The organism is Reyranella sp. (assembly GCF_004296935.1).
In the GTDB taxonomy this organism is placed as follows: domain Bacteria; phylum Pseudomonadota; class Alphaproteobacteria; order Reyranellales; family Reyranellaceae; genus Reyranella.
The window spans coordinates 77,847-101,429 of the sequence record NZ_SCVH01000021.1 but is presented as its reverse complement, the minus strand read 5'-3'; the positions used below and the strand labels follow the sequence as shown (position 1 = coordinate 101,429).

Here is a 23,583-nt window from a genome sequence, read left to right as displayed (position 1 = left end):
AGAGGAAACGCCGCTTGAGCCCCATCGAGATATCGTTACTGAGCTTCGCGCTCATGCTTGGCGGCGCGGCCACCGGGTCCCTGTTGCGTCGGGCCCTGCCGGACCATCACCTCGACGAGCACGCCAAGGACATCGTCCGCCTGGGGGCCGGCCTCGTTGCCACCATCTCGGCCCTGGTGCTCGGCCTCCTGATCAGTTCGGCCAGCAGCTCCTATGAAGCCCAGCGCAACGAAGTGAGGCAGATGGCGGCCAACCTCATCCTGCTCGACGAGCTCCTCGAGCGGTACGGACCGGAGGCGCGGCCGATCCGGCAGACGCTCCGCGCCGCCATCGAGCCCCTGGTCCTTCAGCTTTGGGGCGAGCTGGGCGCGCGCGGTCCCCAGGCCATGGCCACGGAACCCAGCGGAAACGCCTCGCGCGCCTACATGGCGCTGCACGATCTCACACCGCAGACCGACGCGCAGCACTCCATCAAGAGCCTGGCGCTCCAGACCGCGACCGATACCCAGAGGTCGCGGCTGATGCTGTTCGAGCGCTCGCATGCGGGCATTCCGGCACCCTTCCTGGCCATCCTGATCTTCTGGCTGACGATGATCTTCGTCAGCTTCTGCCTGTTCTCTCCGCTCAATCCGACCTCCATCGTCGCGCTGGTATTCATCGCGCTGTCGGCATCGGGCGCAATCTTCCTGATCCTCGAGATGGGCCAGCCGTTCAATGGGCTGATGCAGATTTCCAGTCGGGCACTACGAACCGCGCTCGCGCCTCTCGCGCCGTAGCGGCCAGCGGAACGGCCGGCATCAAGGGCCTTGCCTCAAGTTTCGAAAATCTATGTAATTTCGACACAAGGCGGCACATAAGCCGCCAGACTTGGGAGGACATGATGCGTACGGGATTCAATCGCCGGACACTCCTGCTGTCTGCCGGTGGCGCACTCACCCTGGCTGGCACCGCACGCGCGCAAGGCGCCTTTCCTTCGAAGCCGATCCGGATCGTGCACGGCTACGGGCCGGGCTCGAACCCCGACACCATCGCCCGCGTCATCTCGCCGAGCCTGATCGAGACGCTGGGCCAGAGCGTGATCGTCGAACCCAAGCCCGGCGCCGGCGAGCGCATCGCCGCGCAATACCTGATGAGCCAGCCGCCGGACGGCTATACGCTCTATCTCATAACCGGCGGCGCCAACGTCATCAGCGCGACCGATCCGCAGACGCCCTTCAACACGCTGAAGGACTTCTCCTACGTCTCGACGATCACCCTCTTCCCGTTCGTCCTGGTCGTCGGCGCCAATTCGCCGCTCAAGACGTTCGGGGACCTGCTGGCAGCTGCCAAGGCCAATCCGGGCAAGCTCAACTACGGCCACAGCGGCATCGGCAACACCCTGCATCTCGCCATCGAATACCTGAAGGCGCTGACCGGCATGAAGATCGAGCCGGTCGCCTACAAGGACACCGGCCAGCAGATCGCCGACGTGATGAGCGGCCGCCTCGACTTCGCGATCAGCACCTTCACCGGCTACCACGGCGCGCTGGCCAACAAGCAGGTACGCGCCATCGGCGTCACCTCCAAGGAGACCTGGCCGCTCAACCCCGACGTGCCGCCGATCGCCGCCACCGTGCCGGGCTACGAGGTCGTCTCCTGGCTGGGGCTTGCAGCCCCTGCCGGCCTGCCGGCCGATATCGCCGACAAGCTGTCCAAGGCCGTCGTGACCGCCGTTGCGCGGCCGGACGTGAAGGCCCGCCTCGAAAGCATGGGCAATGAGGCGCGGGCCGGCACACCCGCCGTCTTCCGGGCCCGTGTCGAGGCCGACTACGCCAAGTGGAAGCCGCTCGCCAAGTTCGTGAGCCCTTCCTAGCCTCAGTCCCACGCCGCATCGACGATGCGGTTGTCCTCCGACAGTACGAGCGTCAGGCGATTGGGATCGAAGGCATAGCTCGGCAGGCCGTCGGTCGGCTTGATGACGCGCAGCATATAGGGCAGGTCGGCCTCACGCACGATGCTGTCGGGCGCCGCGCCAGCCGGCGCGGTGGCGCCCTTGGCGACAAAGAACTTGCCGCGGCACTTGGCGCAATCCTCCTTGGGCGGCGCGGTCTCGGCGAAACCCGGCAGGGTCTTCACCACGATGGCGTTGGTGCCCGAACGCACCCGGACGCCCTTGTAGGGATGTCCCGGGGCGACCGGCAGCAGCGCTTCGAAGGACATGAAGGGGCCGAGCGGCGCCGGGCTCGACGGCACGGCTCCCTGGAAGATCAGGTCGAGGATGCCGTCGACCGGCTCGCCCCGCGTGATCGGCACCAGGTGCGGCGAGCCCCAGGCCGAGGAGGTGACGAGGCCGCGGGCGCGGATGATGTCGAGGCCGCCAGAGCGCGTCGAGCGCAGGACCTCGACGCTGGTCACCATCATCACCGGCCACGGCACCACGTCGGCGGGAGGGCCGGCCTCGGGCGGCGGCCCGCCCTGGCTGTAGCCAGCCGGCGGCTTGGCGCCCGCCGCGGGTGGCTGCTGTTGCGCCTGGACGCCCAGCGTCCAGCTCACGGCCGACAGGCAGGCGATTGTGAAGAGCAAGGATCTGTTCATGGCATCCTCGGTGACGGCGCCGGTTGGGCGGCGGGTGGGGCGATGGCGGGAAGACCGTTGCCGGTCCAGTTCTGCTCGAGCTTGTCGTAGGCTTCCAGGATCAGGTCGGTCGGCACCATCTGCGTCAGCGTGCAGAATGACGTCGTCGTGCTGTCGAAGCGGCCGTTCTCGAACAGCTTGTTGACCGGCGCGCCGCCGCCACAGACGGAGAAATATTCGCAATTCGCGCGGCAGGCCTCGGTGCCCACCCTTATGTCGCGCAGCAGCGCCGAGCCCAGGGTGGTCGCGTAGATCTCGGCCAGCGACTGGGTGTTGATATTGCCCAGCAGGAAGTCGCCATAGTCGGCGTTCTTGTAGCCCAGCAGCTCCGGCGAGAAACTCGAGACGTTGCCGTGGCTGTCGACATTGATCATGCCGAGCGGCTCGACCTGGATGTTGCGGGCGCGCACGCCCTCGGGGCGGAACACGCGCGGCAGGGCGTGGTCGATCTCACGCACGAACTTCACGCGGCCATCGGCGCGCGCCAGATGCCAGAAGGTGCGCAGGAACCTCTCATAGCGCTGGCGCAGCTCGGCGCCCTGGAACAGGTCGGAGACGTAGTCGCCCTCGGACTCCTCGACGTTGAAGCAGACGTGGTCGATGCCTTCCGAGATATAGAAGGCCAGCATCTCCTCCGGCATCTCAAGGCTGGCGCGCGACAACACCGAGAGGACGTGGACCGGCCAGTTCGCTGCCTTGAGGCAGCGGATGCCGGCGATGGTCTTGTCGAAGGTGCCGGCGCCGCTCCGCGTCTTGCGGTGGGCGTCGTGCAGCTCGCGCGGGCCGTCGATGCTGACGCCAACACCGACCTGCCAGTCACGGAAGAGCCGGCACCATTCGGCGTCGATCAGCATGCCGTTGGTCTGGAACGAATGCTGTACCCTGACGGCGCCGGGTCCACCCTCGACGCCCTTCGGCCGCAGCCGCTCGATCGTGGCGAAGGCCTCGCGGTAGAAGGAGACGGGCACCGCCAGAGGCTCGCCGGCATGCCACAGCACCGTGATCTCCGGGTTGCACCAACCCGAGGCAAAGAGTTCGGTGAAGAGCCTGGTTACCGTCGACTGGGCGATGACGTGCTTGTTGGAGCGATCGGGCAGGTAGCAGTAGCTGCAGTTGATGTTGCAGAAGGCGGTCGGCTGGATGATCACCATCTCGATTTCAGGCCGGCCGACCGGCGCCTGCGAGGGGGCGAAGCTCTGCACGTGCTTACCAGTTGTGCCAGCCGTTGCCCCAACCGCCATTATGCCAGCCGCCGTTGCCCCAGCCACCGTTGTGCCAGCCGCCATTGCCCCAGCCGCCGTTACCCCAGCCGCCATTGTGCCAGCCGCCGTTGCCCCAGCCGCCGTTGTGCCAGCCCCAGCCGCGATGCCAGCCGTTGCCCCACCAGGCGAGCCGCGGCTCGGCCTCCGGCAATCCGGCCTCGTCGCCTACCGGTGCCGGCAGTTGCACAACCACCGACACCGAATTGCGGATGGCCTGGAGACGGAGCGCCACCGAGTCGGAATCCTTGGGCATCGCGCGCTCGCCCGACGAGGTTGCGGCCATGCCGTCGGCCGAGGCGAGGCCGATGGAAAGACCGAGAATGCCGGTGGGCAGCAGGGCCGACAGGGCGCGCAGCGAACGACGATCCTGAGTCATGTCATCTCCGATCGAATTCAGACGCGTGACGCGCGACGGCCGCGTTTCGCATATCACGATAGTCGGACTTGGCGCCGGCTGACAAACGAAAACTATCCGGGTCCGCCGTCGCGCAAGGGCGCGGTCCGCGCCAGCACGCTCACCTCGACCCACATGCCGCGAAACGCATCCGTCATGCCGACGAAACTTCCGGTCACCGGCGTCGCCTGACCGATGTCGCGCGCGACGGCGACGGGAATGAGATTGTGGCCGCCGACGCTGCGGTTGGTCGGATCGAAGGTGATCCAGCCGGCGCCCGGCACGTAGACCTCGGCCCAGGCATGAGTCGATCCGGAGTCGCCCGATCCGACTAGATCACGGTCGGGATTGTAGAGATAGCCGGAGATGATCCGTGCGCCGAAGCCCAGCGCCCGCACGGCCTCGACGAACAGGACCGCGAAGTCGCGACATGAGCCCCAGCCGCGGTCGAGCGTCTCGAGCGGCGCCTGCGTGCCCTCGATTTCGCGGCTCTGGTAGCGGATCCGCTCCGCCACGCCCACGCTCATGTCCTTGAGGAGCGACAGGGTGTCGGTGGGATTGCTGCGCACGAAAGCGGCAGCCCACTTCTTCAGGCGGTCGCCGGAATCTTCATATTGCGGCACCGCCAGCGCGCCGAGATCTGTCCACTCGTCGTCGGAATAGCGGAACGGATAACGGATCGCCGAGCCCGCGATATCGAACACCGGCCACGGGTCGCCGCCCAACTGCAGGAGGGCCGCGCTGTCGATCACCAGTTTGTCGGTCATGGCCTCGAAGCTGGCGGTCGCGATGGCATTGCCGAAAACATCATGCGCCCAGTTCACCGTGGCGGCAGGCGTCACCGTGACGTCGCTCGAGATCAGGCGGAGGTCGCGACTCTCGCGCGGCCGCAGCATCATCCGATGCGGCCCCAGCTTCACCGGCTGATGGTAAAGGTAGGTCGTCCTGTGACGGATGGTGAGGGCGATCATCGGCGCCTCCGGGGCATGCCTTGCAATGGCCGCCGCACCGGACCATGTGCGTCGGGTAGAGAACGGGAGCAGATCATGTCCGTCCGCACCACCGAGACGACGGTCACTTTCCGCCGCCCCTTCAGCCTGGCTGCCCTCGACGACCTCCAGCCGGCGGGCACCTACCGTCTCACGATCGACGAGGAGGAAATTCCCGGCCTGTCGTTCGCAGCCTTCCACCGCACGGCGACGATCCTACATCTTCCGGCGGTCTCGGTCCTGACAAGCAAGAGCGAGGCCGTGCCCGTGGACGCCGCCGAACTCGCGACGGCGTTCGAAGCAGACGCCACCGCCTAGAAATGCCCCGCCAGAAATGCAAAGGCCCCGCACTGTGAGGCGCGGGGCCACCGGATGCCGCACGTAAGCGCTGCATCCGTCGGGCTAGATCGGCGCTATCCTCTCCTGCGTCCACTCGCCGGTACATCCATGGTCGGGCGGAGCGAAGAAGGCAGCGGCGCGATCAGCCGCTTTTTTGTTCAGCCGATCAAAGTCGGCTGTTCGAAATCAGCCGACGGCCTTGAGGTTGTCGGCCGACATCTTGCCGCTGCGGCGGTCGGCGACGAGCTCGTACTCGACCTTCTGGCCCTCATTGAGGCTGCCGAGGCCGGCGCGCTCGACGGCGCTGATGTGCACGAAGGCATCGCTGCCGCCGTTGTCGGGCTGGATGAAACCAAAGCCCTTCTGGATATTGAACCACTTCACGGTTCCCGTAGCCATGGGAGAACCCTTTCACAAACGTAGATATGCTTACCCGCAATTGTGCGCGGGCCGTCGAAGTCGCATTTATTTCGGGATTGAGTTGGGTGGCGTAGCGCTGACCTAGGGTCGGGGCGTGGCCAAAGTCATCTTTCCGTGTATCGACGAGAGGCATATGGGCGCTAATGCAGGGTTTTGCAAGAGGCTATCTCGCCTTCTTGCCCTTGCATCGGAGCGCCTCAGCCCTCATTTGCCCATTGTAGCGGCATTTACGCGGTCCTGGCGACCCGAAAGGCCCCAAATGGCCAACGAACAGGCTGCCTCATCCTCGGATACGACGCTCCGGCGGGCCGCGGCGGCGTTTGCCCGGCCGACAGCCTGGCGCAGCCTCCTCCAGCTCGCGACCTCCTTTGGCCCCTTTCTCGCCGGCTGCGCGGCGATGTACTTGGCCTACCCGGTTTCCCCGTTCCTGACATTGGCGCTCAGCCTGCCGACCGGGGCCCTGCTGGTGCGCATCTTCATCGTCCAGCACGACTGCGGCCACGGCTCCTTCTTTGCCTCGCCCCTGGCCAACACGGCGGTCGGCCGCCTGTGCAGCCTGATCACCTTCACGCCCTACGCCAACTGGGGCCGCCAGCATGCCGCCCATCACGCCAACTGGAACAACCTCGACCGCCAGAGCGCCGGCAGCGACATCTATTCCGCCTGCCTGACGGTGCGCGAATACCTGGCGTTGTCGCCATGGCGCCGCTTCCTCTACCGGCTGCCGCGCCATCCGTTGATCGCCAACCTCCTGCTGCCGCCATTGGTCTTTCTGCTGCTCTATCGCGTCCCTTTCGATACGCCGCCGGCCTGGGTGCGCGAGCGCCGCTCGGTCTGGCTGACCGACCTCGCCCTGGTCGCACTGTTCGGATCGCTGGTCGCGCTGCTGGGCTGGCGCGAGGTGCTGCTGGTCCATCTGCCGGTCATGGTCGTGGCCTCGATCCTGGGCGTCTGGCTGTTCTCGCTACAACACCGCTTCGAGACTTCGCGCTGGCTCGGCCACGGCGACTGGAGCTTCGTCGAGGCCGCCCTCGAGGGTTCGTCGTATTTCCAGTTGCCCCGCGCACTGCACTGGCTGACCGGCAACATCGGCTTCCACCACGTCCACCATCTCAACCCCCGGGTGCCGAACTACCGGCTGAGCGCCTGTCACGACGCCGTCCAGGCGCTGCGGCCGGTGCGCGGCCTCAGCCTCCGCGGCGGTCTCGGCGCGCCCCGGCTCACGCTTTGGGACGAAGAGCGGCGGCGGCTGGTGCGCTTCGCCGACGTCGTCGTCTAATTTAGGACACCGCGTTCATTGGACGCGCCCGCACCGGGGGTGTAGGTCTGAACGACCATCGCCCACCAAGCCAACGGCTTTGCGATGGCTGAGAGATGCGTGCGCTCCCGCCTCAGATGCGACGTGCGCCGACGAGAGACTGGCTCGTATCGCCACCTTGTTCCTGATCCTGCTGACATCGACGGCGACGCGCTCCTGCGGCGCCGACACAGAGACCGCTCGACGGTCCCGAAAGGCCTTCCCATGAAGCTACCTGAAAACACCAATGCCTATCTGTGGGGCGCCGCTGTCGGCGCCATTGCGCTCGCCGTCGTCGGCTTCGGTTGGGGTGGCTGGGTGACCGGCGGTACTTCGGCAAAAACGGCCGCCGCTGCCGCCAGCGACGCCAAGGTGGCCGCGCTTGCGCCGATCTGCGCCGATCGCTTCCGCGCCCAGGGCGATTCCGCGATGAAGATCGCCGAGCTCGCCAAGGCGAGCTCGTGGGATCGCGGCAATGTCGTCGAGAAGAGCGGCTTCGCCACCATGCCGGGCAGCAAGACGACGGACTCCGACGTCGCCCGCGCCTGTGCCGAGATCCTGGCGAACCCGCCGACACCCAAGACCTGATCGTAAGATCCTGAGCTTTACGTCTCGCCCCTCCTCCGTGCCATAAAGCGGCGCGGAGCGAGGGGACGAGGCATGAGCGAAACCGGCACCGGCTATCGGCCGGTCGGCAAGGACTACTTCGACCGGCGCGGTCTGCGCCGCTACGCCGGCGTTGCCTCGTTATGGGCGCTCGGGGTCGGCGCCGTCATCTCCGGCCACTATTCGGGCTGGAACCTCGGCCTGTTGGCCGGCGGCTGGGGCGGCTTTGCGCTGGCGGCCGTCATCGTCGCCGTCATGTATCTCTGCCTCGTCTTCTGCATCGCCGAGATGGGCGCGGCGCTGCCGCACACCGGCGGCGCCTATTCCTTCGCCCGTGCCTCGATGGGCCCGTGGGGCGGCTTCATCACCGGCCTCTGCGAAAACGTCGAGTACGTGCTGACGCCCGCCGTTGTCGTCTCTTTTCTCGCGACCTACCTCTCTGCCGTCTTCGAGACACCGCCGGCCTGGCTGCCGCTCTACTGGCTCGGCTGCTACGCGATCTTCATCGCGCTGAACGTCCGGGGCGTCGAACTCTCCTTCAAGGTCACCGTCGTCGTCACCGTGGCGGCGCTGGCCTGCCTCGCCCTGTTCTGGATCACGGCGCTGCCTGTGGCCGACTTTCATCGCTTCGCGCTCAACATCGGCGCCGGGCCCGACGGCAAGCCGGTCGAATTGCCCCAAGGTGGCGGACCGCTGCTGCCGTTCGGCCTCTACGGCGCGCTGGCGGCGATGCCTTTTGCGGTCTGGCTGTTTCTCGCCATCGAACAGCTCCCGCTCGCCGCCGAGGAATCGCTCGACCCACGCCGCGACATGCCGCGAGGCATCATCGCGGCGCTTCTTACGCTCCTCGTCTCAGCCGCGCTGATCGTCTGGCTCAATCCCTCGGTCGGTCCAGGCAGCTTCAAGCTCGCGACCTCGGGCGAGCCGCTGCTCGACGGCTTCCGCGCCACCACCGGCGGCACCCTCGCCAAGGTGCTGGCGCTGGTCGCCTGTGTCGGCCTGATTTCCAGCTTCCACACCATCCTGTTCGCCAAGGGCCGGCAGATCTATTCGTTGTCGCGCGCCGGCTACTTCCCGCGCTTCCTCTCGATCACCCATCCACTCCATAAGACGCCGCACGTGGCGCTGCTCGTGGGCTCGGCGGTCGCGCTCGCGATCATGTTCGCGCTGTGGTTCGGCATGGGCGCGGAATCAGGCGCCGCAGCGATCCAGGGGATGCTGCTCAACATGGCGGTGGCGGGCGCCATGCTCTCCTATCTGGCGCAGGCCCTGAGCTTCATCGTGCTGCGTCTGAACCGGCCCGGCCTCGACCGCCCTTATCGTTCACCGCTGGGAATCGCGGGTGCCGCCGTGACGCTGGTACTGGCGCTGGCCACGCTCGCCTTCCAGCTTCTCGATCCAGTGTTCGTGACAGGCGTGCTGGGGGTCGGCGTCTGGTTTGCCATCGGCATCGCCTGGTTTGCCGCCGTCGGCCGCCACCGCCTCGTCCTGTCGCCGGAAGAAGTCTTCGCGCTGGAAGCTGAAAGATCAGTCGCGGAATGAAGCCGCGACTGTGGCCTCGCGGTCGCGTTCGGCCTGGCTCTGTGCCACCTGCTTGCGCAGGCGGTCGAGGTCGGGGCCGCGCAGAATGCTGCGCTTTGTTTCCGGATGGTTGATCGGATTGACCGGCTTGCCGTCGGCCAGCAACTCGAAGTGCAGATGCGCGCCGGTCGAGCGGCCGGTGCTGCCGACGAAGCCGATAACCTCGCCGCGCGACACGATCGTGCCCACCTTGAGGCCCGGCGCGAAGCCCGAAAGATGCCCGTAGACCGTCGTCAGCTTGCCGGCGTGGTCGATGCGGATCCAGTTGCCGTAGCGGCCGTTGGGTCCGGCGCCGATCACCAGGCCGTCGGCCGCGGCATGGACCGGCGTGCCGGCCGGCGCCACCAGATCGACGCCCTCGTGCATGAACAGCGAGCGGGTGACGCGCGGCGCCTGTTGCCAGTTGCCATAGGGTGAATGCACGACCGGCGGCCTGCCGTAGGACGACGACCCTCCTGACGATGCGAGCGGCGTCTCGCCGGTGATGGTGCCGGGCTTCAGGCCGGGCGGCAGCGCCGGCGGCGCGCGCATCGGCCCGCCCATCGCACCCGACTTGCCGGCGGTCGGCGGCGGCGGCGGCTGGTCGAACGGATCGGCGCGCAGGCCGAAGCCCGAGGAGATGGAAACGATATCGACCGGCAGGCGGATCTCAGGCGCCATCGTCGCCTGGCCGTTGGCCAGCCAGAAATGCTCGGCGCCGTCGCGCGTGCGGAAGCGGTGGATGGCAAGGGTGCCCTTGGCGGCGGTCTGCAGTTCCGCCCACAGCACGCGACCGGGGCCGATCGGCACGCCCTCGGCGATGAAGGTCCGCTCGTAGCGGACATGGAAGCGGTCGCCGGCCCGGACCTCGCCGGCAAGGTCGATCGAGGACGCGAAGGCCTGCAGCGCGTCCATCATCGCCGGCGCCGGCACGCCTGATGCGGCGATCGAGGCCTCGAGCGACTCCGTGACGATGCCCCCGGCCGCAATCTGGCGGGAGAACGGCAGGAGCTCGCGCGTCGGCTCGTCGTCGGCATGGCCCGCGGCGACCGGCCCGAACAGCAACGCGGCGGCGAGCGCCGTGACGAGAGATGACCTGTTCATGTGGCAAAACACTACCGCATTTGCAGTCCCGGCCGCCATGCCTGCGTCGCCCGCCTGTGTCGCAGTCTCGTGCCTTGAAAATGACCGGATTGGCCGACCCTTTCGGCTACTGAGCGACGGGCTTCCAACCCTTCACACGCGCTTCCGCCTCGGTGATCTGCGCCTTGGTCATGCGCTTGGCGAGCGTCGCCTTGTCCTTGATCGCCTGGTCGAGACGGTCCTGGTTCTTCGACGTGTAACCCTTGATGGCGAGCGTCAGCCACTTGTAGGCCTCGATGTCGTTGGCGGGCGGCGTGCCTTCGCCAAAGCCGTACATGAACCCGATGTCGTTCTGCGCCCGGGCATAGCCCTGGTTGGCGGCGAGCAGATAGAGCCGTGCGGCCTCCTTGTGATCGCGCGGCACGCCCTCGCCGCTCCAGTACATCGCGCCCAGCAGTGTCCGGGCCTCGGCATTGCCCTTGTCCGCCCACGCCTTCCAGATCCTGGCCGCCGTCGCCATGTCCTTGCGCTCGTAGGCGCCAGCCGCTTCGCGCATCTCGGCCTCGAGCGACTGGGCCGCGACAGGCAGGGCGATGGCAAGGAGAGTGGCAACGATGGCCAGCAGTTTCGTGATGTTCATGACACCATCCTATTGCCCGCCGTTTCATTTTCAATCACGGTGTGGGCAATGGAAATCGATACCGCCTCTATCCACGTGCCGCTGATGGCGCGCTTTGCCATCGTCATGTTCCTGCTGCTGGCCACGCCCTATGTCGCGCGGCGCCTGCAGGTCCCCGCCGTGGTCGGCTACATCCTGGTCGGAATCCTGGTCGGCCCGCATGTGCTGAGCGTCCTGCCGGGCAACTCAAAGGTCGGCGACTTTTTTGCCGAACTGGGCAAGCTCCTGCTGATGTTCTTCGTCGGTCTCGAGATCGATATGCAGCAGTTCCGCGAGCATCGCCGCAAGTCTCTGGTGTTCGGGCTCGCCACCTTCGCCCTGCCCATGGCGGCCGGCGTCGCCATTGGCCTGGTCTTCGGTTACTCGACGCTGTCGGCCATCCTGATCGGCTCGCTGCTCGCCTCGCACACGCTGATCGCCTATCCGCTGGTGATGCAGGCCGGTCTCGCCAAATACCTGCCGGTGACCGTGACGGTGGGCGCCACCATCCTCACCGATACGCTGTCACTGCTGGTGCTGGCGGTCTGCGTCACCACCCACAAGGCGGGCTTCATGAGCCCGGCCGCGCTCGCCCTGCAGCTCGCCGAACTCGTCCTGTTCGTCTTCATCATGGTCTATGTGCTCGGCCGCACCGGGCGCCGCCTGTTCAAGTGGCTGGGCAAGACCGACGAGGCTTCTTTCGTTCTGATGCTGGGCATCGTCGCCATCGGCGCGGCGCTCGCTGAAACGCTGCAGCTCGAGGGCATACTCGGCGCCTTCCTGGCCGGAATCGCGGTCAACGAGGCGGTGCGCGACACTTCGGCCAAGGAGAAGATCGAGTTCCTCGGCAACGTCTTCTTCATCCCCTGCTTCTTCATCGTCACCGGCTTCCTGATCGACCTGAAAGTCTTCGCCGCGACGCTGTCGAGCCAGGCCGCCCTCGTCGCCGCCATCGTGCTGGGGCTGATGGGATCGAAATGGATCGCCGCCCAGCTCGTGGGCCGGGCCTGGAAGTTTTCCGCCGACGACCGCGGCCTGATGGGGTCGCTCACCTTCCCCCAGGTCGCCGCGACCCTGGCCACGGCGATCGTGGGCTACGAGGCGATGAACGCCGCCGGCCAGCGCCTGATCGACGAGCGCATGCTGAACGCGGTGCTGGTGCTCGTGATCGTGACTTCGGTGGTGGGGCCGATCCTTACCCAGCGATTCCTGAACAAGGCTGAAATCAAGGCCGGGATCAAGCCTGTGGCCCCGCCGGCCCGTCAGGCCGCGACAGGATAAAGGTCGCGACGCCGGCGAGCACGACCGCCTGCACGGCGAGGACCCACCCGGGCACCGCGAGCAGCCAGCTCAGCGCCAGCGCCAGCCCCATCACGACGAGCGCCGCCCGCTTGGCGCCGCGGCCGATGGCGCAGTGCTGCTGCCAGTTGTCGATCAGCGGACCGAACTGTGGATGCGTCGTCAGCCAGGCATGCAGGCGTGGCGAGGATTTGGCGAAGGCGAAGGCGGCGAGCAGCAGGAACGGCGTCGTCGGCACCAGCGGCAGCACCGCGCCCGCGATGCCGCACCCGGTGGCGCCAAGGCCAAGCAGCAGCCAGAGGAAGCGCGGGGCCATCACCGAGGCACCGATCACGCGTCTCCGCTCATGAGTGGAGGCCGAGCTCCCGGGCCTTGATCTGCAGCGCCAGCACCTTGGAGAAGATGCGGCATTGCGCCAGGCCACCGGCCAGGAACCACAAGCCGGGCTGGCCGGTCGGGCGCCACATGCCGGCGAGCTCGCCTTCGGCATCGAAGCCCCAGACCGGGCCGATGCGCTCCGTGGTCTCATCGCCCAACACCGGACGGACGGCTTCCTTCTGGCCCTCGTAGCCGGTCGCCAGCACGATCAGGTCGGCCTGCCGGACGGTGCCGTCCTTCAGGCGCACGCCATCGGCCGAGAAGCGTTCGATGTCGGCGAACTGGATCAGGCCGACGCGGCCGTCGACGATCATCTGCGAGCAGCCGGCGTCGAAGTAGTAACCGCCGCCGCGGTTGCCGTACATGATCTGCCAGCCCGTGCCGTCGGCACCCGACGTCAGCTTGAAGCCGCGCTTCTTGAGACCCTCCAGCAGGTCCCTGTCGGCCTCCGCATTCATCTTCGTGATGCTCTGATGCGCGCGCGCATAGATGGGATACGGGAAGGAGGCGGCGAGCAGGTCGCAATCGTCGAAGGAAATGTCCTCGTCGTAGAGCGCGTAGGGCGCCTGCGCCTCCTTCAGGCTGACGACGAGCGTCGGCCGGTTCTGGATGATCGTGACTTCGGCCGCGCCGGAGACGACCAGGTCCTGCGCCACGTCATGGCCCGACGTCCCGGTGCCCAGCACCAACGCACGCTTGCCCTTCCAGTCCGTGCCGCTGCCGGCCTCGCCCGAATGGCGCACCGCACCCTTGAACTCGCCAAGGCCCGGCAGATCCGGCACCTTCGGGATCGTGCTGACGCCGTTGCAGAAGACGACATGGCGCGGGTGCATGATCCGCTCGCTGCCGTCGGCCCGCTTCAGGGTTACCGTCCAGCGCTTTGCCGCCTCGTCGTAGGTGGCAGCGGTCAACTCCGTGGCGGTCCACACGTTCAGCTCCATCGCCTCGGCATAGAGCTCGAACCAGTTCGCCAGCATGTCCTTGGGAATGAACACCGGCCAGGAGCGCGGGAACGGCATGTAGGGGAAATGGTTCACCCGCGTCTCGTTGTGCAGGGTGAGTGCGTGGTAGCGGCGGCGCCAGGAATCGCCGATGCGCTTCTCGCGGTCGATCGCCAGCGTATCGACACCCAGCATGCTGAGCCGCGCGGCGATCATCAGCCCCGCCTGCGCCGCCCCCACCACCAGCACGGCGGGATCGCGATCCTCGTAGGCGATGGCCTGGCGGCGGCGGTCGGCCCAGTTCTCGCCGCCGAAATTGCGCTTCCAGTCGACGTTCTGCCAGCGCCGGCCGTTGGCCGGATCCTCATGTCCGCGGATCTCGTCGAGCGCGGTCAGGAGCGTCCAGGCGCGCGGCTTGCCGCCCTCGGAGACCAGGCGCACGACGCCATTGCAGGGACCGATCTTGGTCTCGAAGGTGAAGATCGCCTCGATCGCGTCGGTTCCCGCGCGCTTGACGGGCCGGGGCGGTGTGCGCCCCGCGGCAAGTTTCAGCCCGCGCGGGGCCATGGGCGGGGCGGCAGGCACCATGCGCTGGGCGATGGCGTCGGCGCCGGAGATCGTGTGCAGGTCCCAGGTGAAGGCGAGGATGTCCCGCCAGTGGCATTCGTGTGCGAAGAGCGCTGCGATGCGCGCGGTATCGCCGGAAGCGAGCGCCGCCGCGAAGTCGCCGAGCCAGCTTTCGGCCGCCGCCTTCGCCGACGTGTCGGTCAGAACACCGTCCATGGAACCGTTCCCTCAAGTCTTGGCTTTCAGCCAACACTACGCGCCGCTCTTGCCGTCCAGCAAGCCAGCGTCCGCGACCATTTCGCCCGGCAAGTGAGACTGAAAAGCGCGCTCCCGGCCTTGAGTTAGGTCAACTCGCGGCGGCGAGCTTGTCCTCGGTCCTCAGGTCGAAATCGCTGGCGTCGTGGCGTTCGCGCAGCTGGCTCTTGGGATCGCCCTGCATCCGGTTGACGATGCGCCCACGCCTGACGGCCGGGCGCGCGCCGATGAGGTCGGCCCAGCGCTGGACGTTCTTGTAGTCCTGCACCGACAGGAATTCGCCCGACCCGTACAGCAGGCCCTTGGCGAGGCCGCCGTACCACGGCCACACCGCGATATCGGCGATGGTGTAGTCGGGGCCGGCGAGATACTGGCTCTCCGCCAGCCGCCGGTCGAGGACGTCGAGCTGGCGCTTGGTTTCCATCGCGAAGCGGTCGATGGCGTATTCGATCTTGGCTGGCGCATAGGCGTAGAAGTGGCCGAAGCCGCCGCCCAGGTAGGGCGCGCTGCCCATCTGCCAGAACAGCCACGACAGACACTCTGCGCGACCAGCACCCTCTTTCGGCAGCAACGCGCCGAACTTCTCGGCGAGATGGAGCAGCATCGCGCCCGACTCGAACACACGGATCGGTGTCGGCCCGCTGCGGTCCACCAGCGCCGGGATCTTGGAGTTGGGATTGACCGCGACGAAGCCCGAGCCGAACTGCTCGCCCTCGCCGATGCGGATCAGCCAGGCATCGTACTCGGCGCCGGCGTGGCCCGCCGCCAGCAGCTCCTCGAACATGATGGTGACCTTCTGGCCGTTCGGCGTTCCCAGCGAATAAAGCTGGAAAGGATGGCGGCCCACCGGCAGTTCCTTGTCGTGCGTGGGGCCCGCGATCGGACGGTTGATGCTGGCGAAACGTCCCCCGTTCGCCTTGTTCCAGGTCCAGACTTTTGGCGGGACGTAGTCGGTTGGGCTGCTCATCCTAAGAGTCCTTTTTTGATTGGGGGCCTTTGCTGTGAGGACATCCTACCTTGCCGATAGAGATCATGTATGCAGATCGACCCGTCGCGATGGGCGCGCTTCTCAGCGGCGTCCCGCCTGCCTGTCGCGCAGTTCGTCGCTCGGCTTGATATCGGCCGCCCGGCCATAGACGCTGAGCGCCGCCAGAAGCACCAGACACATGAACCCGAACAGGGTGCGATACGCCGTCTCCGATCGCGCGCCATCGGCCAGGGGCGCGAACGCCCCCAGGATGATCCCCGACAGCGTCTGCATGCAGCCGACGCCCAGCATCACGCTGGTGTTCATGGTGGCCATGCCGCGGCCGATCAGGCGATCGGGGAAGATGCCGCGACCGTGCGTCATGACCATGGTGCTGGAGGCACTGAGGAAACCAATGGCCACGATCGCGCCGATCGCCAACCACAGCGGCGGCTGTCCCCAGAGGGCGAGCGTGCCCAGGATCGCGACGATCGCCGACGTTCCGCCGATGGCAATCCATTTGCGCGTATCGAGCAGGCGATCGAGCGGACCGAACACCAGCATGCCGACCTGATAGGCGATCACGGCAACCAGCAGCACGTTGCCGGAGTCGATCCGGCTGAGGCCGTGCACTTCGCGCAGGAACGGCCCGCCCCACAATCCCTGCACGGTGAAGGTGCAGGCGTAGTTGCAGAAATTGAGCGTGAGAATGTAGGGCAGCGCCGGATTGCGCAGCACCTCGCCCAGGCCGCGCAGCATCTCGGCGGGCGATTCGGCCTTGCGTTCCAGGAACGGGTGGCCGGGCGGCGCATCGCGCACGATCAGCCAGACGGCAAGGGCTGCGATCGCAGAGAAGACGACCACGATGGCGAACACGCCCCGCCAGCCGATCTGCTCGGTGCCCCAGGCGAGCGGCGTGGTCGCGAGCAGATTGCCCATCAAGCCGATCGACAGCACGATCCCCGACAGGGTGGAGAACCGGTCGGGCGGAAACCAGCGCGAGATCACCACCATGGTGCCGATCAGCATGACGCCGAAGCCCGCGCCCATCAGCGCCCGCCCCGTCAGCAGCAGCGGCCAGCTGGGCGCCAGGGTGAACAGCGCCGCCCCCGCCACCGCCAGCAGCAGCATCCCGGAGACCGTGCGGCGCGGGCCGTAACGGTCAAAGAAGAAGCCGCAGGGAATCTGCATCGCCGAAAAACCGAAGAAGAAGGCGCCGGTGAGCGCGCCCAGTGCTTCCGGCCCGATGTCCAGGTCGCGCATCAGGTCGAGCCCGATCGTGACGTTGGACGCTCTGAAGAAATGGCTGGCAACGTAGGCGGTGGCCAGGGTGGCGACGATCGCCAGGCCCTGCCGCCGAAGCGCAGGCGACATCAGTGGGGAGATTCCCCTCTAGTGCCGGCTCATCTCGGCGCGGCCCACCACCATGTGATGCACCTCGTCCGGGCCATCGGCGAAGCGCAGGTGCCGCTGGTTGACATACATCTCCGACAAGGGTGACCACTGCGAGATGCCGGTGGCGCCATGGATCTGGATCGCCTGGTCGATGATGGTGCAGACCTTCTCCGGCACCATCGCCTTGACCATGCTGACCCACACGCGGGCCTCGCGATTGCCGAGCACATCCATCGCCTTCGCGGCCTTCAGGACCATGAGGCGCATCGCCTCGATCTCGATCCTGGCGCGCGACACCAGCTCGAGGTTCTTGCCGAGCTGGATGATCGGCTTGCCGAAGGCGGTGCGCGTGGAGCCGCGCTTGACCATCAGCTCGATCGCCTTCTCAGCGGCGCCGATCGAACGCATGCAGTGATGAATGCGGCCGGGGCCGAGGCGGACCTGGCTGATCTCGAAGCCGCGGCCTTCGCCCAGCAGGATGTTTTCGGCCGGCACGCGGCAGTTGTTGAATTTCAAATGCATGTGGCCGCGCGGCGCGTGGTCGTGGCCGAACACGGTCATCGGGCCCACGATCTCGAGGCCGGGCGTACCCATCGGCACCAGGATCTGCGACTGCTGGAACTGCGGCGAGGCGTCGGGGCTGGTCTTAACCATGACGATCATGATCTTGCAGCGCGGGTCGCCGGCGCCGGAGATGTAGTACTTCTCGCCGTTGATCACCCACTCGTTGCCGACGAGTTCGGCGCGCGTGGCGATATTCTTGGCGTCGGACGAGGCGACGCCGGGCTCGGTCATGGCATAGGCCGAACGGATCTCGCCGTTGAGCAGCGGCTTTAGCCACTTCTCCTTCTGCTCGGGCGTGCCGACGCGCTCCAGCACCTCCATGTTGCCGGTGTCGGGCGCGGAGCAGTTGAGCGACTCAGAGGCCAGCGGATACTTGCCGAGCTCGGCCGCGATATAGGCGTAGTCGAGGTTGGTGAGCCCGCGGCCGATCTCGGAGTGGGGCAGGAAGAAGTTCCACAAACCGGACTTCTTGGCCTTGTCCTTGGCCGTCTCCAGCAGTTCGAGCTGGCCCGACGCCCAGCTCCAGCGCTCCTTGCGGCCCTCGCCGAGCTTGAAGAACTCCTCGACGATCGGCGCGACGTTCTCCGCGATGTGCGCCTTCACTGCGTCGAACAGCGGCTGCGACGTCGCCGACATGGCGAGGTTGTTGAGGTCGGCATCGAGATCGGGGCGGATGGCCGCGGCCTTCTTGTTCATGGACGTACTCATGGACGTTTCCTCGGTTTCTTTCGTTCAGGCTGCTTGCCCAAATTCCTACAGGTCGCGAGCGCGTTCGTCGCGCAGCTTTTTCAGGCGGCCCGCTGGTGATCCCGCAAGGCGGCGCCAAACGACTTGAACAGGGCCCGGTTGACCGGGTTGCTCTGCGGATCGTATTCGGCGTGCCACTGGACACCCAGAGCGAAGGCGGGCGCGTCGGCGACACGGATCGCCTCGATGGTGCCGTCTTCCGCCACCCCCTCGACGACGATGCGGGCACCGGGTTGGAGAATTCCCTGGCCGTGGAGCGAATTCACCCGGATCGTCTCGCAGCCGAGAATCCGCGCGAACGATCCTCCCGCCACCAGCTTCACCTCGTGGCGATCGGCGAACACGACCTCGGGGTCGGGATGGATTTCGCCATTCGCCAGCCGCGGCATCCGATGGTTCATCCGTCCCGGCAATTCGCGGATCTCCGGATGCAGCGAGCCGCCGAACGCGACGTTCATTTCCTGCAGTCCCCGGCAGATGCCGAAAAGCGGAACGCCGCGCGCCACGCAGGCATCGATCAGCGTCAACGCCATCGCGTCGCGATCCTGGTCATAGGGTTCGTGCCGGGCATGCGGCTCGACGCCGAAATGGGTCGGATGGACATTGGCCCGGCCGCCGGTCAGCAGGATCCCGTCGACCGCACCCAGCAGCGCGTCGATATCGGTGATGTCCGGCGTGCCGGCGAACATCAGCGGCAGCGCCCCCGCCACCTCGGCGATCGCCCGCATGTTGCGCTGCCCCACGAGCTGCACATTGTACCGGTCGTTGACGACATGGGCGTTGCCGATGACGCCCACCACCGGCTTCGTCTTGCTGGACATTTGTGAATAATCGCACTGCTCCGGGCGCATTACGAGCAAAAGCTCGCTCAGAGACCGAGGCGATAGACCCGCGACGCCGTCCCGCGGAACAGATCGGCCTTCTCGGCGGAACTCGCCCCCTGCGCCAGCCGCTTGCAGGCGTTCCAGAACACGCCGTAACCATAGGAGCCCTTGTCTACCGGGAAATTGCTCTCGAACATCGCACGCTTGGAGCCGAACGCCTGGATGCAGGTCTCTATATAAGGCCGCCAGGCCGCTGCAAGCTGCTCCGAGCTGGGCGGTAGCTCGCCTTCGTGGACGTCGAACCCGAACATCTTCATGCCGAGGCCGCCCAGCTTCACCTGAACGTTTGGGCATGCCGCCAGCTCGGCGATGCGCGCGCTCCAGTCGGCGAAGACCTGGTCGCGCTTGCCCTTGTAGCGGCCGAGCCCGATCGGCCCGCCGACATGGTTGAGCACGATCGGCGTTCCCGGAAAGGCGCGCGCCAGGTCGACCAGATCGCCGAGCTGCGGATGATAGACCCAAGCGTCGAAACTAAGACCGAGCGGCGCCAGTTGGGCAAAGCCTTCACGCAGCCGCTTGTCGAGCAGCAGGCCCTCCGGCCGCACGGCCGTGGCGCCCCATTGGGCCTGGTCCGGATCGCTGGACGCGATGTAGCGGATGCCGCGGAAGCGGCCGCCGCCAGCCACGATCATCGCCTCCAACACCTTGGCCACGCGCGCGCCCAGCATGAGGTCGGCATGCCCCACGATGCCGGCGCAGACGCGCGGGCGGCCGTAGCCGCCGCTCGCGCACATGGCCGCGACGCCGTTGGCGAACTCGATCTCGCCGACTGGCCGCATTTCCTCCGGCCCGTCGGCGCGATACATCGAAAGCCATTCGAGATAGACGGTGGCCACGACGTTGTGGCCGCTGGCGATATCCTCCAGCAGATCCGGCAACAGGTAGGTCCCGCTCTCCGGCCGGTCGATCAGGTGATGGTGCGGGTCGACGATCGGCAAGTCGGGCTCGAGGATCTCCTCGCGACGCCGCGCGAGCCAGTCCTTCCGCACGACCAGATGCGAACTGATCGGCGTCGCCCCAGAGGCTACGGGTGTCGTCGGCTTCATTGTCCTCTCCCTCGCGTTTCCACGGACTCTATCACGGGTCTCGCCGGACCCGGCTCATGAAGGCGGCAAGCGGCGTCGCCGCAAGTGCTGCGAAGGCCATCAGGTAGAAGGCATTCAGGTAACCGATCATCGTGGCCTGCCTCAGGATCTCGTTCGACAGGGCCTGCAGGCTGATGGGGCTTTCAAGGTTCCACTGCGCCGGCAGGTCCGCGAGGGTCTTATTGTAGGGCGTGATGAATTCCGTCATCCGCGAATAGTTGGACGCGGTCGAGCGGCTGACCGTCAGCACGGCGATGGAAATGAACAGGCTGGAGCCGAAGTTGCGCATCAGGGTGAAGATAGCGGACCCCTCGGTGACCTGGCGGGCGGGCAGGGTCGAGAAGGCCATCACCGTCATCGGCGTGAAGGCGATCGACTGGCCGAGTCCGAGCAGGAAGTTGCCCCAGAACACGTCGGCGTCGGTGAGGTTGATGTCGAACTGGGCCATCCAGAAGCCCGCCCCGGCCTGGAGCGCCATGCCGCAGACGATGGCGAAGCGCGGGGCGATGCGGGTGAGCTGGGCAATGAACAGGAAGGCCGTCCAGTTGCCCACGCCGCGCGCGGCGATCAGCATGGCGATGGCATTGTCGGGATAGCCGCGCAGGTCGTGGAACAGGGTCGGGAACAGCACGATGCTGACGAAGTTCAGCATGCCCATGATGAAGGCGAGCAGGATGCCGATGGTGAAATTGCGATCGAGCAGCAGGCGCGGATCGAGGAACGGCTCCGGCACCGTCAGGCAATGCACGACGAAGACCCAGAGGGCCAGCGCCCCGATGAAGGCGAACAGCATCATCTCCGTCGATTCGAACCAGTCGAGCCGGTGGCCGCGGTCCAGGATCAGCTGCGCGGCCGCCATCGCGATGGAGAGCGCGATGAAGCCGATCCAGTCGAATTTCACCGGCATCCGCGCCGTGTGATCGCGCAGCGCGAACCAGATGCAGACCAGCGCGCAAATCCCGGGCGGGACGATCATGAAGAAGGCGGCGCGCCAGTCGTAGGCCTCCGTGACGACGCTGCCCAGGATGGGCCCGAGCACGGGGCCGAACACCGCGCCGACACCCCACATCACCAGCGCCATCGGCTGCAGATGCTTGGGAAAGGTCGCGAGCAGGATGGCCTGGCCAAGCGGCATGATAGGGGCGCCGAACGCCCCCTGCGCCACGCGGGCGAGGATCAGGGTCTCCAGGCTGTTGGCGATGCCGCACAGCAGCGAGGTGACGGTGAAGCCCAGCACCGTGAAGAACATCAGGTTGCGCCAGCCCAGCCGGCTCGACAGCCAGCCCGTCATCGGCGTGGCAACGGCGGTCGCAACCAGATTGAGGGTGATGACCCAGGAAATCTCCTCCTGCGTCGCCGATAGGTTGCCGCGCATCTGCGGCAGCACCAGGTTGGCGAGCGTAATGGTCATGCCGAACAGCATGTTGGCGAGCTGGACCATCAGCAGGATGAGCCACTGCCGTCCACTGATCGTGAAGAGGCCGCCCTTCTCAGCGATGGCGTTCATCCCGGCATGTCGTTCTTATTGTCGTTAGGTCAATCATTCGGCAGGACGAGGTCGAATGACAGGGATAAGCACGCAGGGCAGGCCTGCATGCTGCGCTGCAGAAATCGCCGGACGAAAGGCGCTGCCGCTCTACTCCGCGGCCGCGAGCTGAGGACGGGGCAGGCCGGCGATTTCCTGGATCAGCTTCTTGGTGAGCGCCCGGCCGAACGAGGCATGTCCTTCGGCCACGACGGTGAAGGCGCCGGGGCCGCCGATGACGTTGTCCTGGAAGTATTTCTCGAGCCCGCCCGGCGGATTCGTGTGATCCGGGCGGAACGATTCGGCGAGCGGTGTCAGGATCACCAAGGCATTAATGACGATGTTCTTCGCCACGGCCTCGTCGCGGGCGTCGGTGACCGAACGGCCGGATACGTTGTTGCCGTCGCCGGACACATCGATGACGCGCCGCTCCGAGGCGAACGGCGCGCGCTCGAGCTGGCTCACGGCGAAGTCGATGGCGCTGCTGATCGAGGTGCTGCCGGAAAACGATCGCGGCGCCTCGACCAGCCTGTCGCCGAAGCCGCGCGCGGCGGCAGCGTCTCCGATCACCATCCAGTCGATGACGATATTGTGCTGCCCGGCCGTCGCCCATTCGACGAAGCACACGGCGATGCGCCGGTTCGGGCCCGACGTGATCGCCCTCACCACGTCCGGATGCGTGACGGCGGCGGCTGCGCCCTCGCGCTGAAGCTTGAACTTGGGCGCGGTCACGCTGCGTGAGACGTCGGCAGCCAGCACCAGCAGCATGTCGACGGGTTTCGCCGCCCGCGTTCCCGTCGGGACAACGGGCGCCGCAAGCGCCAGCACCAGACCCAACAGCGCCGCGATCCTCTTCATCGCATGGCGCCTCAGTAACTCGGCTTGGTCGAGAACGGCGTCAGCTGCAGCTCGTGCGTCCAGACCGAGCGATCCTGGGTATGCAGGTAGTAGAATGCCTCGGCGATCTTCACCGGGTTCATCACCTGCTCGGGGTTCTGCCGGGCGCGCGGCAGGGCGTGCGTGCCGGGCGAATCGATCAGGCCATCGATCACCACGTTGGCGACATGCACGCCATGCTCGGAATATTCCTCGGTGAGCACCTGCGCCAGCGTGCGCATCATCACCCGCGGATAATAGAGCGACTGCCCCGTCATCCGCTTGCGCCCACGCAGCGAGCTCGAATTGTTGGAAAAGAAGAACGAGCCCTCGCCGCGCTTGCGCATCGCCGGCAGCACTTCCTTGGCCACGAGGAAAGGGCCGCGGCTCGCGATATGCTGGGCAGTGTCGAACATTTCCACCGGGATATGTTCGAGCAGCTCCTTCTCGGGCGGCAGGTCGCGGCCTTCGAGATAACCCGCGTTATAGACCAGGACATGCGGATCGCCCGCCTCGCTCCGGATCGTGGCGAAGGCCGCGGCGACCGACTCCTGCTTGGAAAGATCGAGCTCGACGGTCGTGCAATCGCCGCCTTGCGCCCGGATCGCCGCGGCGAGGCCGGCCGCATTGGCCGCACTGCGCGTCGTCAGCACGACGAAGAATCCCTCGGCCGCGAACTTCTGGGCAATGGCACCGCCGATGCCCCAGCGCACGCCGACCGGCAGGTCACTGTCGTCCACCGCCTTGCCATGGACCAGTTTGGTGTTGCGCCCATCGGACTGCCATTTCGACGTGGCGCCCACGACCACCGCGACCGGCTTGCCCTTGCTCTTGCTCCCGGGATCTTTGGCCATCTTGTGTTCCCTCTTCTGGTCGTGA

General features: G+C 66.6%; 24 protein-coding genes. 7 read left to right on the top strand and 17 right to left on the bottom strand.

Going from position 1 to position 23,583, the window contains the following annotated elements:
• Nucleotides 1–14 precede the first annotated feature (14 nt).
• Complete coding sequence (locus EPO55_RS02980) at nt 15–776, top strand: DUF4239 domain-containing protein (protein ID WP_296334911.1); 762 nt, start codon at nt 15–17, stop codon at nt 774–776.
• Nucleotides 777–877: 101 nt separating this feature from the next.
• Complete coding sequence (locus tag EPO55_RS02975; RefSeq protein WP_296334910.1) at nt 878–1,852, top strand: tripartite tricarboxylate transporter substrate-binding protein; 975 nt, start codon at nt 878–880, stop codon at nt 1,850–1,852.
• A 2-nt stretch (nt 1,853–1,854) separates the two neighbouring features.
• On the opposite strand, the gene EPO55_RS02970 is transcribed toward EPO55_RS02975, so the two are convergent.
• The 4 genes from EPO55_RS02970 to EPO55_RS02955 form a co-directional block, all read right to left on the bottom strand.
• Nucleotides 1,855–2,574, bottom strand: a complete 720-nt coding sequence (locus EPO55_RS02970; protein WP_296334909.1) for a hypothetical protein — start codon at nt 2,572–2,574, stop codon at nt 1,855–1,857.
• Nucleotides 2,571–3,815, bottom strand: coding sequence for a cyclophane-forming radical SAM/SPASM peptide maturase GrrM/OscB (gene grrM, locus EPO55_RS02965; RefSeq protein WP_296334908.1), 1,245 nt, complete (start codon nt 3,813–3,815; stop codon nt 2,571–2,573). The genes EPO55_RS02970 and grrM overlap by 4 nt, the downstream gene beginning before the upstream one ends.
• Before the next feature lie 4 nt (nt 3,816–3,819).
• Entirely contained in the window at nt 3,820–4,251 is a 432-nt protein-coding gene (grrA, locus tag EPO55_RS02960; protein ID WP_296334907.1) for a GrrA/OscA1 family cyclophane-containing rSAM-modified RiPP, read from the bottom strand.
• Between the two features lie 92 nt (nt 4,252–4,343).
• Complete coding sequence (locus tag EPO55_RS02955; RefSeq protein WP_296334905.1) at nt 4,344–5,240, bottom strand: transglutaminase family protein; 897 nt, start codon at nt 5,238–5,240, stop codon at nt 4,344–4,346.
• 75 nt (nt 5,241–5,315) lie between these two features.
• On the opposite strand from EPO55_RS02955, the gene EPO55_RS02950 reads away from it, so the two are divergent.
• Entirely contained in the window at nt 5,316–5,576 is a 261-nt protein-coding gene (locus EPO55_RS02950; RefSeq protein WP_296334904.1) for a hypothetical protein, read from the top strand.
• Nucleotides 5,577–5,783: 207 nt separating this feature from the next.
• Here the strand turns inward: EPO55_RS02950 and EPO55_RS02945 are convergent, their stop codons facing one another.
• Nucleotides 5,784–5,996: a cold-shock protein gene (locus EPO55_RS02945; RefSeq protein ID WP_296334903.1), complete on the bottom strand. Its 213-nt coding sequence runs from the start codon at nt 5,994–5,996 to the stop codon at nt 5,784–5,786.
• 280 nt (nt 5,997–6,276) lie between these two features.
• Between EPO55_RS02945 and EPO55_RS02940 the strand changes: the two genes are divergently transcribed.
• The 3 genes from EPO55_RS02940 to EPO55_RS02930 all read left to right on the top strand — a co-directional run bounded on the left by EPO55_RS02940 (nt 6,277) and on the right by EPO55_RS02930 (nt 9,462).
• Nucleotides 6,277–7,296 (top strand): fatty acid desaturase, encoded by a 1,020-nt coding sequence (locus tag EPO55_RS02940; RefSeq protein ID WP_296334902.1) that lies wholly within the window; start codon nt 6,277–6,279, stop codon nt 7,294–7,296.
• A 243-nt stretch (nt 7,297–7,539) separates the two neighbouring features.
• Nucleotides 7,540–7,902: a hypothetical protein gene (locus tag EPO55_RS02935; protein ID WP_296334901.1), complete on the top strand. Its 363-nt coding sequence runs from the start codon at nt 7,540–7,542 to the stop codon at nt 7,900–7,902.
• A gap of 72 nt (nt 7,903–7,974) precedes the next feature.
• Nucleotides 7,975–9,462 carry an amino acid permease gene (locus tag EPO55_RS02930; protein ID WP_296334900.1) on the top strand — a complete coding sequence of 496 codons (1,488 nt, stop codon included), beginning with the start codon at nt 7,975–7,977 and terminating at the stop codon, nt 9,460–9,462.
• Here EPO55_RS02930 and EPO55_RS02925 read toward each other — a convergent pair.
• Entirely contained in the window at nt 9,448–10,584 is a 1,137-nt protein-coding gene (locus tag EPO55_RS02925) for a M23 family metallopeptidase (RefSeq protein WP_296334899.1), read from the bottom strand. The genes EPO55_RS02930 and EPO55_RS02925 overlap by 15 nt on opposite strands.
• A 106-nt stretch (nt 10,585–10,690) precedes the next feature.
• Nucleotides 10,691–11,203 carry a tetratricopeptide repeat protein gene (locus EPO55_RS02920; RefSeq protein ID WP_296334898.1) on the bottom strand — a complete coding sequence of 171 codons (513 nt, stop codon included), beginning with the start codon at nt 11,201–11,203 and terminating at the stop codon, nt 10,691–10,693.
• Nucleotides 11,204–11,251: 48 nt separating this feature from the next.
• Between EPO55_RS02920 and EPO55_RS02915 the strand changes: the two genes are divergently transcribed.
• Entirely contained in the window at nt 11,252–12,502 is a 1,251-nt protein-coding gene (locus EPO55_RS02915; protein WP_296334897.1) for a cation:proton antiporter, read from the top strand.
• On the opposite strand, the gene EPO55_RS02910 is transcribed toward EPO55_RS02915, so the two are convergent.
• From EPO55_RS02910 to EPO55_RS02865, 10 genes are all read right to left on the bottom strand, one after another.
• On the bottom strand, nt 12,459–12,854 hold the full coding sequence (locus tag EPO55_RS02910; protein ID WP_363718378.1) for a YbaN family protein: 396 nt from the start codon (nt 12,852–12,854) through the stop codon (nt 12,459–12,461). The two genes, EPO55_RS02915 and EPO55_RS02910, sit on opposite strands and share 44 nt — an antisense overlap.
• 10 nt (nt 12,855–12,864) lie before the next feature.
• On the bottom strand, nt 12,865–14,622 hold the full coding sequence (locus tag EPO55_RS02905) for an NAD(P)/FAD-dependent oxidoreductase (RefSeq protein ID WP_296334896.1): 1,758 nt from the start codon (nt 14,620–14,622) through the stop codon (nt 12,865–12,867).
• A 130-nt stretch (nt 14,623–14,752) separates the two neighbouring features.
• A complete protein-coding gene (yghU, locus tag EPO55_RS02900; protein WP_296334895.1) occupies nt 14,753–15,628 on the bottom strand; it encodes a glutathione-dependent disulfide-bond oxidoreductase in 876 nt (291 codons plus the stop codon).
• A gap of 102 nt (nt 15,629–15,730) precedes the next feature.
• On the bottom strand, nt 15,731–17,002 hold the full coding sequence (locus EPO55_RS02895) for an MFS transporter (RefSeq protein WP_296334894.1): 1,272 nt from the start codon (nt 17,000–17,002) through the stop codon (nt 15,731–15,733).
• Between the two features lie 18 nt (nt 17,003–17,020).
• A complete protein-coding gene (locus tag EPO55_RS02890) occupies nt 17,021–18,295 on the bottom strand; it encodes an acyl-CoA dehydrogenase family protein (RefSeq protein ID WP_296334892.1) in 1,275 nt (424 codons plus the stop codon).
• 80 nt (nt 18,296–18,375) lie between these two features.
• Nucleotides 18,376–19,155, bottom strand: coding sequence for a gamma-glutamyl-gamma-aminobutyrate hydrolase family protein (locus EPO55_RS02885; protein ID WP_296334891.1), 780 nt, complete (start codon nt 19,153–19,155; stop codon nt 18,376–18,378).
• A 47-nt stretch (nt 19,156–19,202) separates the two neighbouring features.
• Nucleotides 19,203–20,264: an amidohydrolase family protein gene (locus tag EPO55_RS02880; protein WP_296334890.1), complete on the bottom strand. Its 1,062-nt coding sequence runs from the start codon at nt 20,262–20,264 to the stop codon at nt 19,203–19,205.
• A gap of 31 nt (nt 20,265–20,295) precedes the next feature.
• Nucleotides 20,296–21,810 (bottom strand): DHA2 family efflux MFS transporter permease subunit, encoded by a 1,515-nt coding sequence (locus EPO55_RS02875; RefSeq protein ID WP_296334889.1) that lies wholly within the window; start codon nt 21,808–21,810, stop codon nt 20,296–20,298.
• A 129-nt stretch (nt 21,811–21,939) separates the two neighbouring features.
• Nucleotides 21,940–22,686: a DUF1194 domain-containing protein gene (locus EPO55_RS02870; protein WP_296334888.1), complete on the bottom strand. Its 747-nt coding sequence runs from the start codon at nt 22,684–22,686 to the stop codon at nt 21,940–21,942.
• Between the two features lie 11 nt (nt 22,687–22,697).
• Nucleotides 22,698–23,558 (bottom strand): SDR family oxidoreductase, encoded by an 861-nt coding sequence (locus EPO55_RS02865; protein WP_296334887.1) that lies wholly within the window; start codon nt 23,556–23,558, stop codon nt 22,698–22,700.
• Nucleotides 23,559–23,583 lie beyond the last annotated feature (25 nt).

Coding starts and splice junctions, on each gene's coding strand:
- EPO55_RS02975 (WP_296334910.1), top strand. CDS start 878: ATGATGCGTACGGGATTCAATCGCCGGACACTCCTGCTGTCTGCCGGT.
- EPO55_RS02970 (WP_296334909.1), bottom strand. CDS start 2,574: ATGAACAGATCCTTGCTCTTCACAATCGCCTGCCTGTCGGCCGTGAGC.
- grrA (WP_296334907.1), bottom strand. CDS start 4,251: ATGACTCAGGATCGTCGTTCGCTGCGCGCCCTGTCGGCCCTGCTGCCC.
- EPO55_RS02955 (WP_296334905.1), bottom strand. CDS start 5,240: ATGATCGCCCTCACCATCCGTCACAGGACGACCTACCTTTACCATCAG.
- EPO55_RS02950 (WP_296334904.1), top strand. CDS start 5,316: ATGTCCGTCCGCACCACCGAGACGACGGTCACTTTCCGCCGCCCCTTC.
- EPO55_RS02945 (WP_296334903.1), bottom strand. CDS start 5,996: ATGGCTACGGGAACCGTGAAGTGGTTCAATATCCAGAAGGGCTTTGGT.
- EPO55_RS02940 (WP_296334902.1), top strand. CDS start 6,277: ATGGCCAACGAACAGGCTGCCTCATCCTCGGATACGACGCTCCGGCGG.
- EPO55_RS02935 (WP_296334901.1), top strand. CDS start 7,540: ATGAAGCTACCTGAAAACACCAATGCCTATCTGTGGGGCGCCGCTGTC.
- EPO55_RS02930 (WP_296334900.1), top strand. CDS start 7,975: ATGAGCGAAACCGGCACCGGCTATCGGCCGGTCGGCAAGGACTACTTC.
- EPO55_RS02925 (WP_296334899.1), bottom strand. CDS start 10,584: ATGAACAGGTCATCTCTCGTCACGGCGCTCGCCGCCGCGTTGCTGTTC.
- EPO55_RS02920 (WP_296334898.1), bottom strand. CDS start 11,203: ATGAACATCACGAAACTGCTGGCCATCGTTGCCACTCTCCTTGCCATC.
- EPO55_RS02915 (WP_296334897.1), top strand. CDS start 11,252: ATGGAAATCGATACCGCCTCTATCCACGTGCCGCTGATGGCGCGCTTT.
- EPO55_RS02905 (WP_296334896.1), bottom strand. CDS start 14,622: ATGGACGGTGTTCTGACCGACACGTCGGCGAAGGCGGCGGCCGAAAGC.
- yghU (WP_296334895.1), bottom strand. CDS start 15,628: ATGAGCAGCCCAACCGACTACGTCCCGCCAAAAGTCTGGACCTGGAAC.
- EPO55_RS02895 (WP_296334894.1), bottom strand. CDS start 17,002: ATGTCGCCTGCGCTTCGGCGGCAGGGCCTGGCGATCGTCGCCACCCTG.
- EPO55_RS02890 (WP_296334892.1), bottom strand. CDS start 18,295: ATGAGTACGTCCATGAACAAGAAGGCCGCGGCCATCCGCCCCGATCTC.
- EPO55_RS02885 (WP_296334891.1), bottom strand. CDS start 19,155: ATGTCCAGCAAGACGAAGCCGGTGGTGGGCGTCATCGGCAACGCCCAT.
- EPO55_RS02880 (WP_296334890.1), bottom strand. CDS start 20,264: ATGAAGCCGACGACACCCGTAGCCTCTGGGGCGACGCCGATCAGTTCG.
- EPO55_RS02875 (WP_296334889.1), bottom strand. CDS start 21,810: ATGAACGCCATCGCTGAGAAGGGCGGCCTCTTCACGATCAGTGGACGG.
- EPO55_RS02870 (WP_296334888.1), bottom strand. CDS start 22,686: ATGAAGAGGATCGCGGCGCTGTTGGGTCTGGTGCTGGCGCTTGCGGCG.
- EPO55_RS02865 (WP_296334887.1), bottom strand. CDS start 23,558: ATGGCCAAAGATCCCGGGAGCAAGAGCAAGGGCAAGCCGGTCGCGGTG.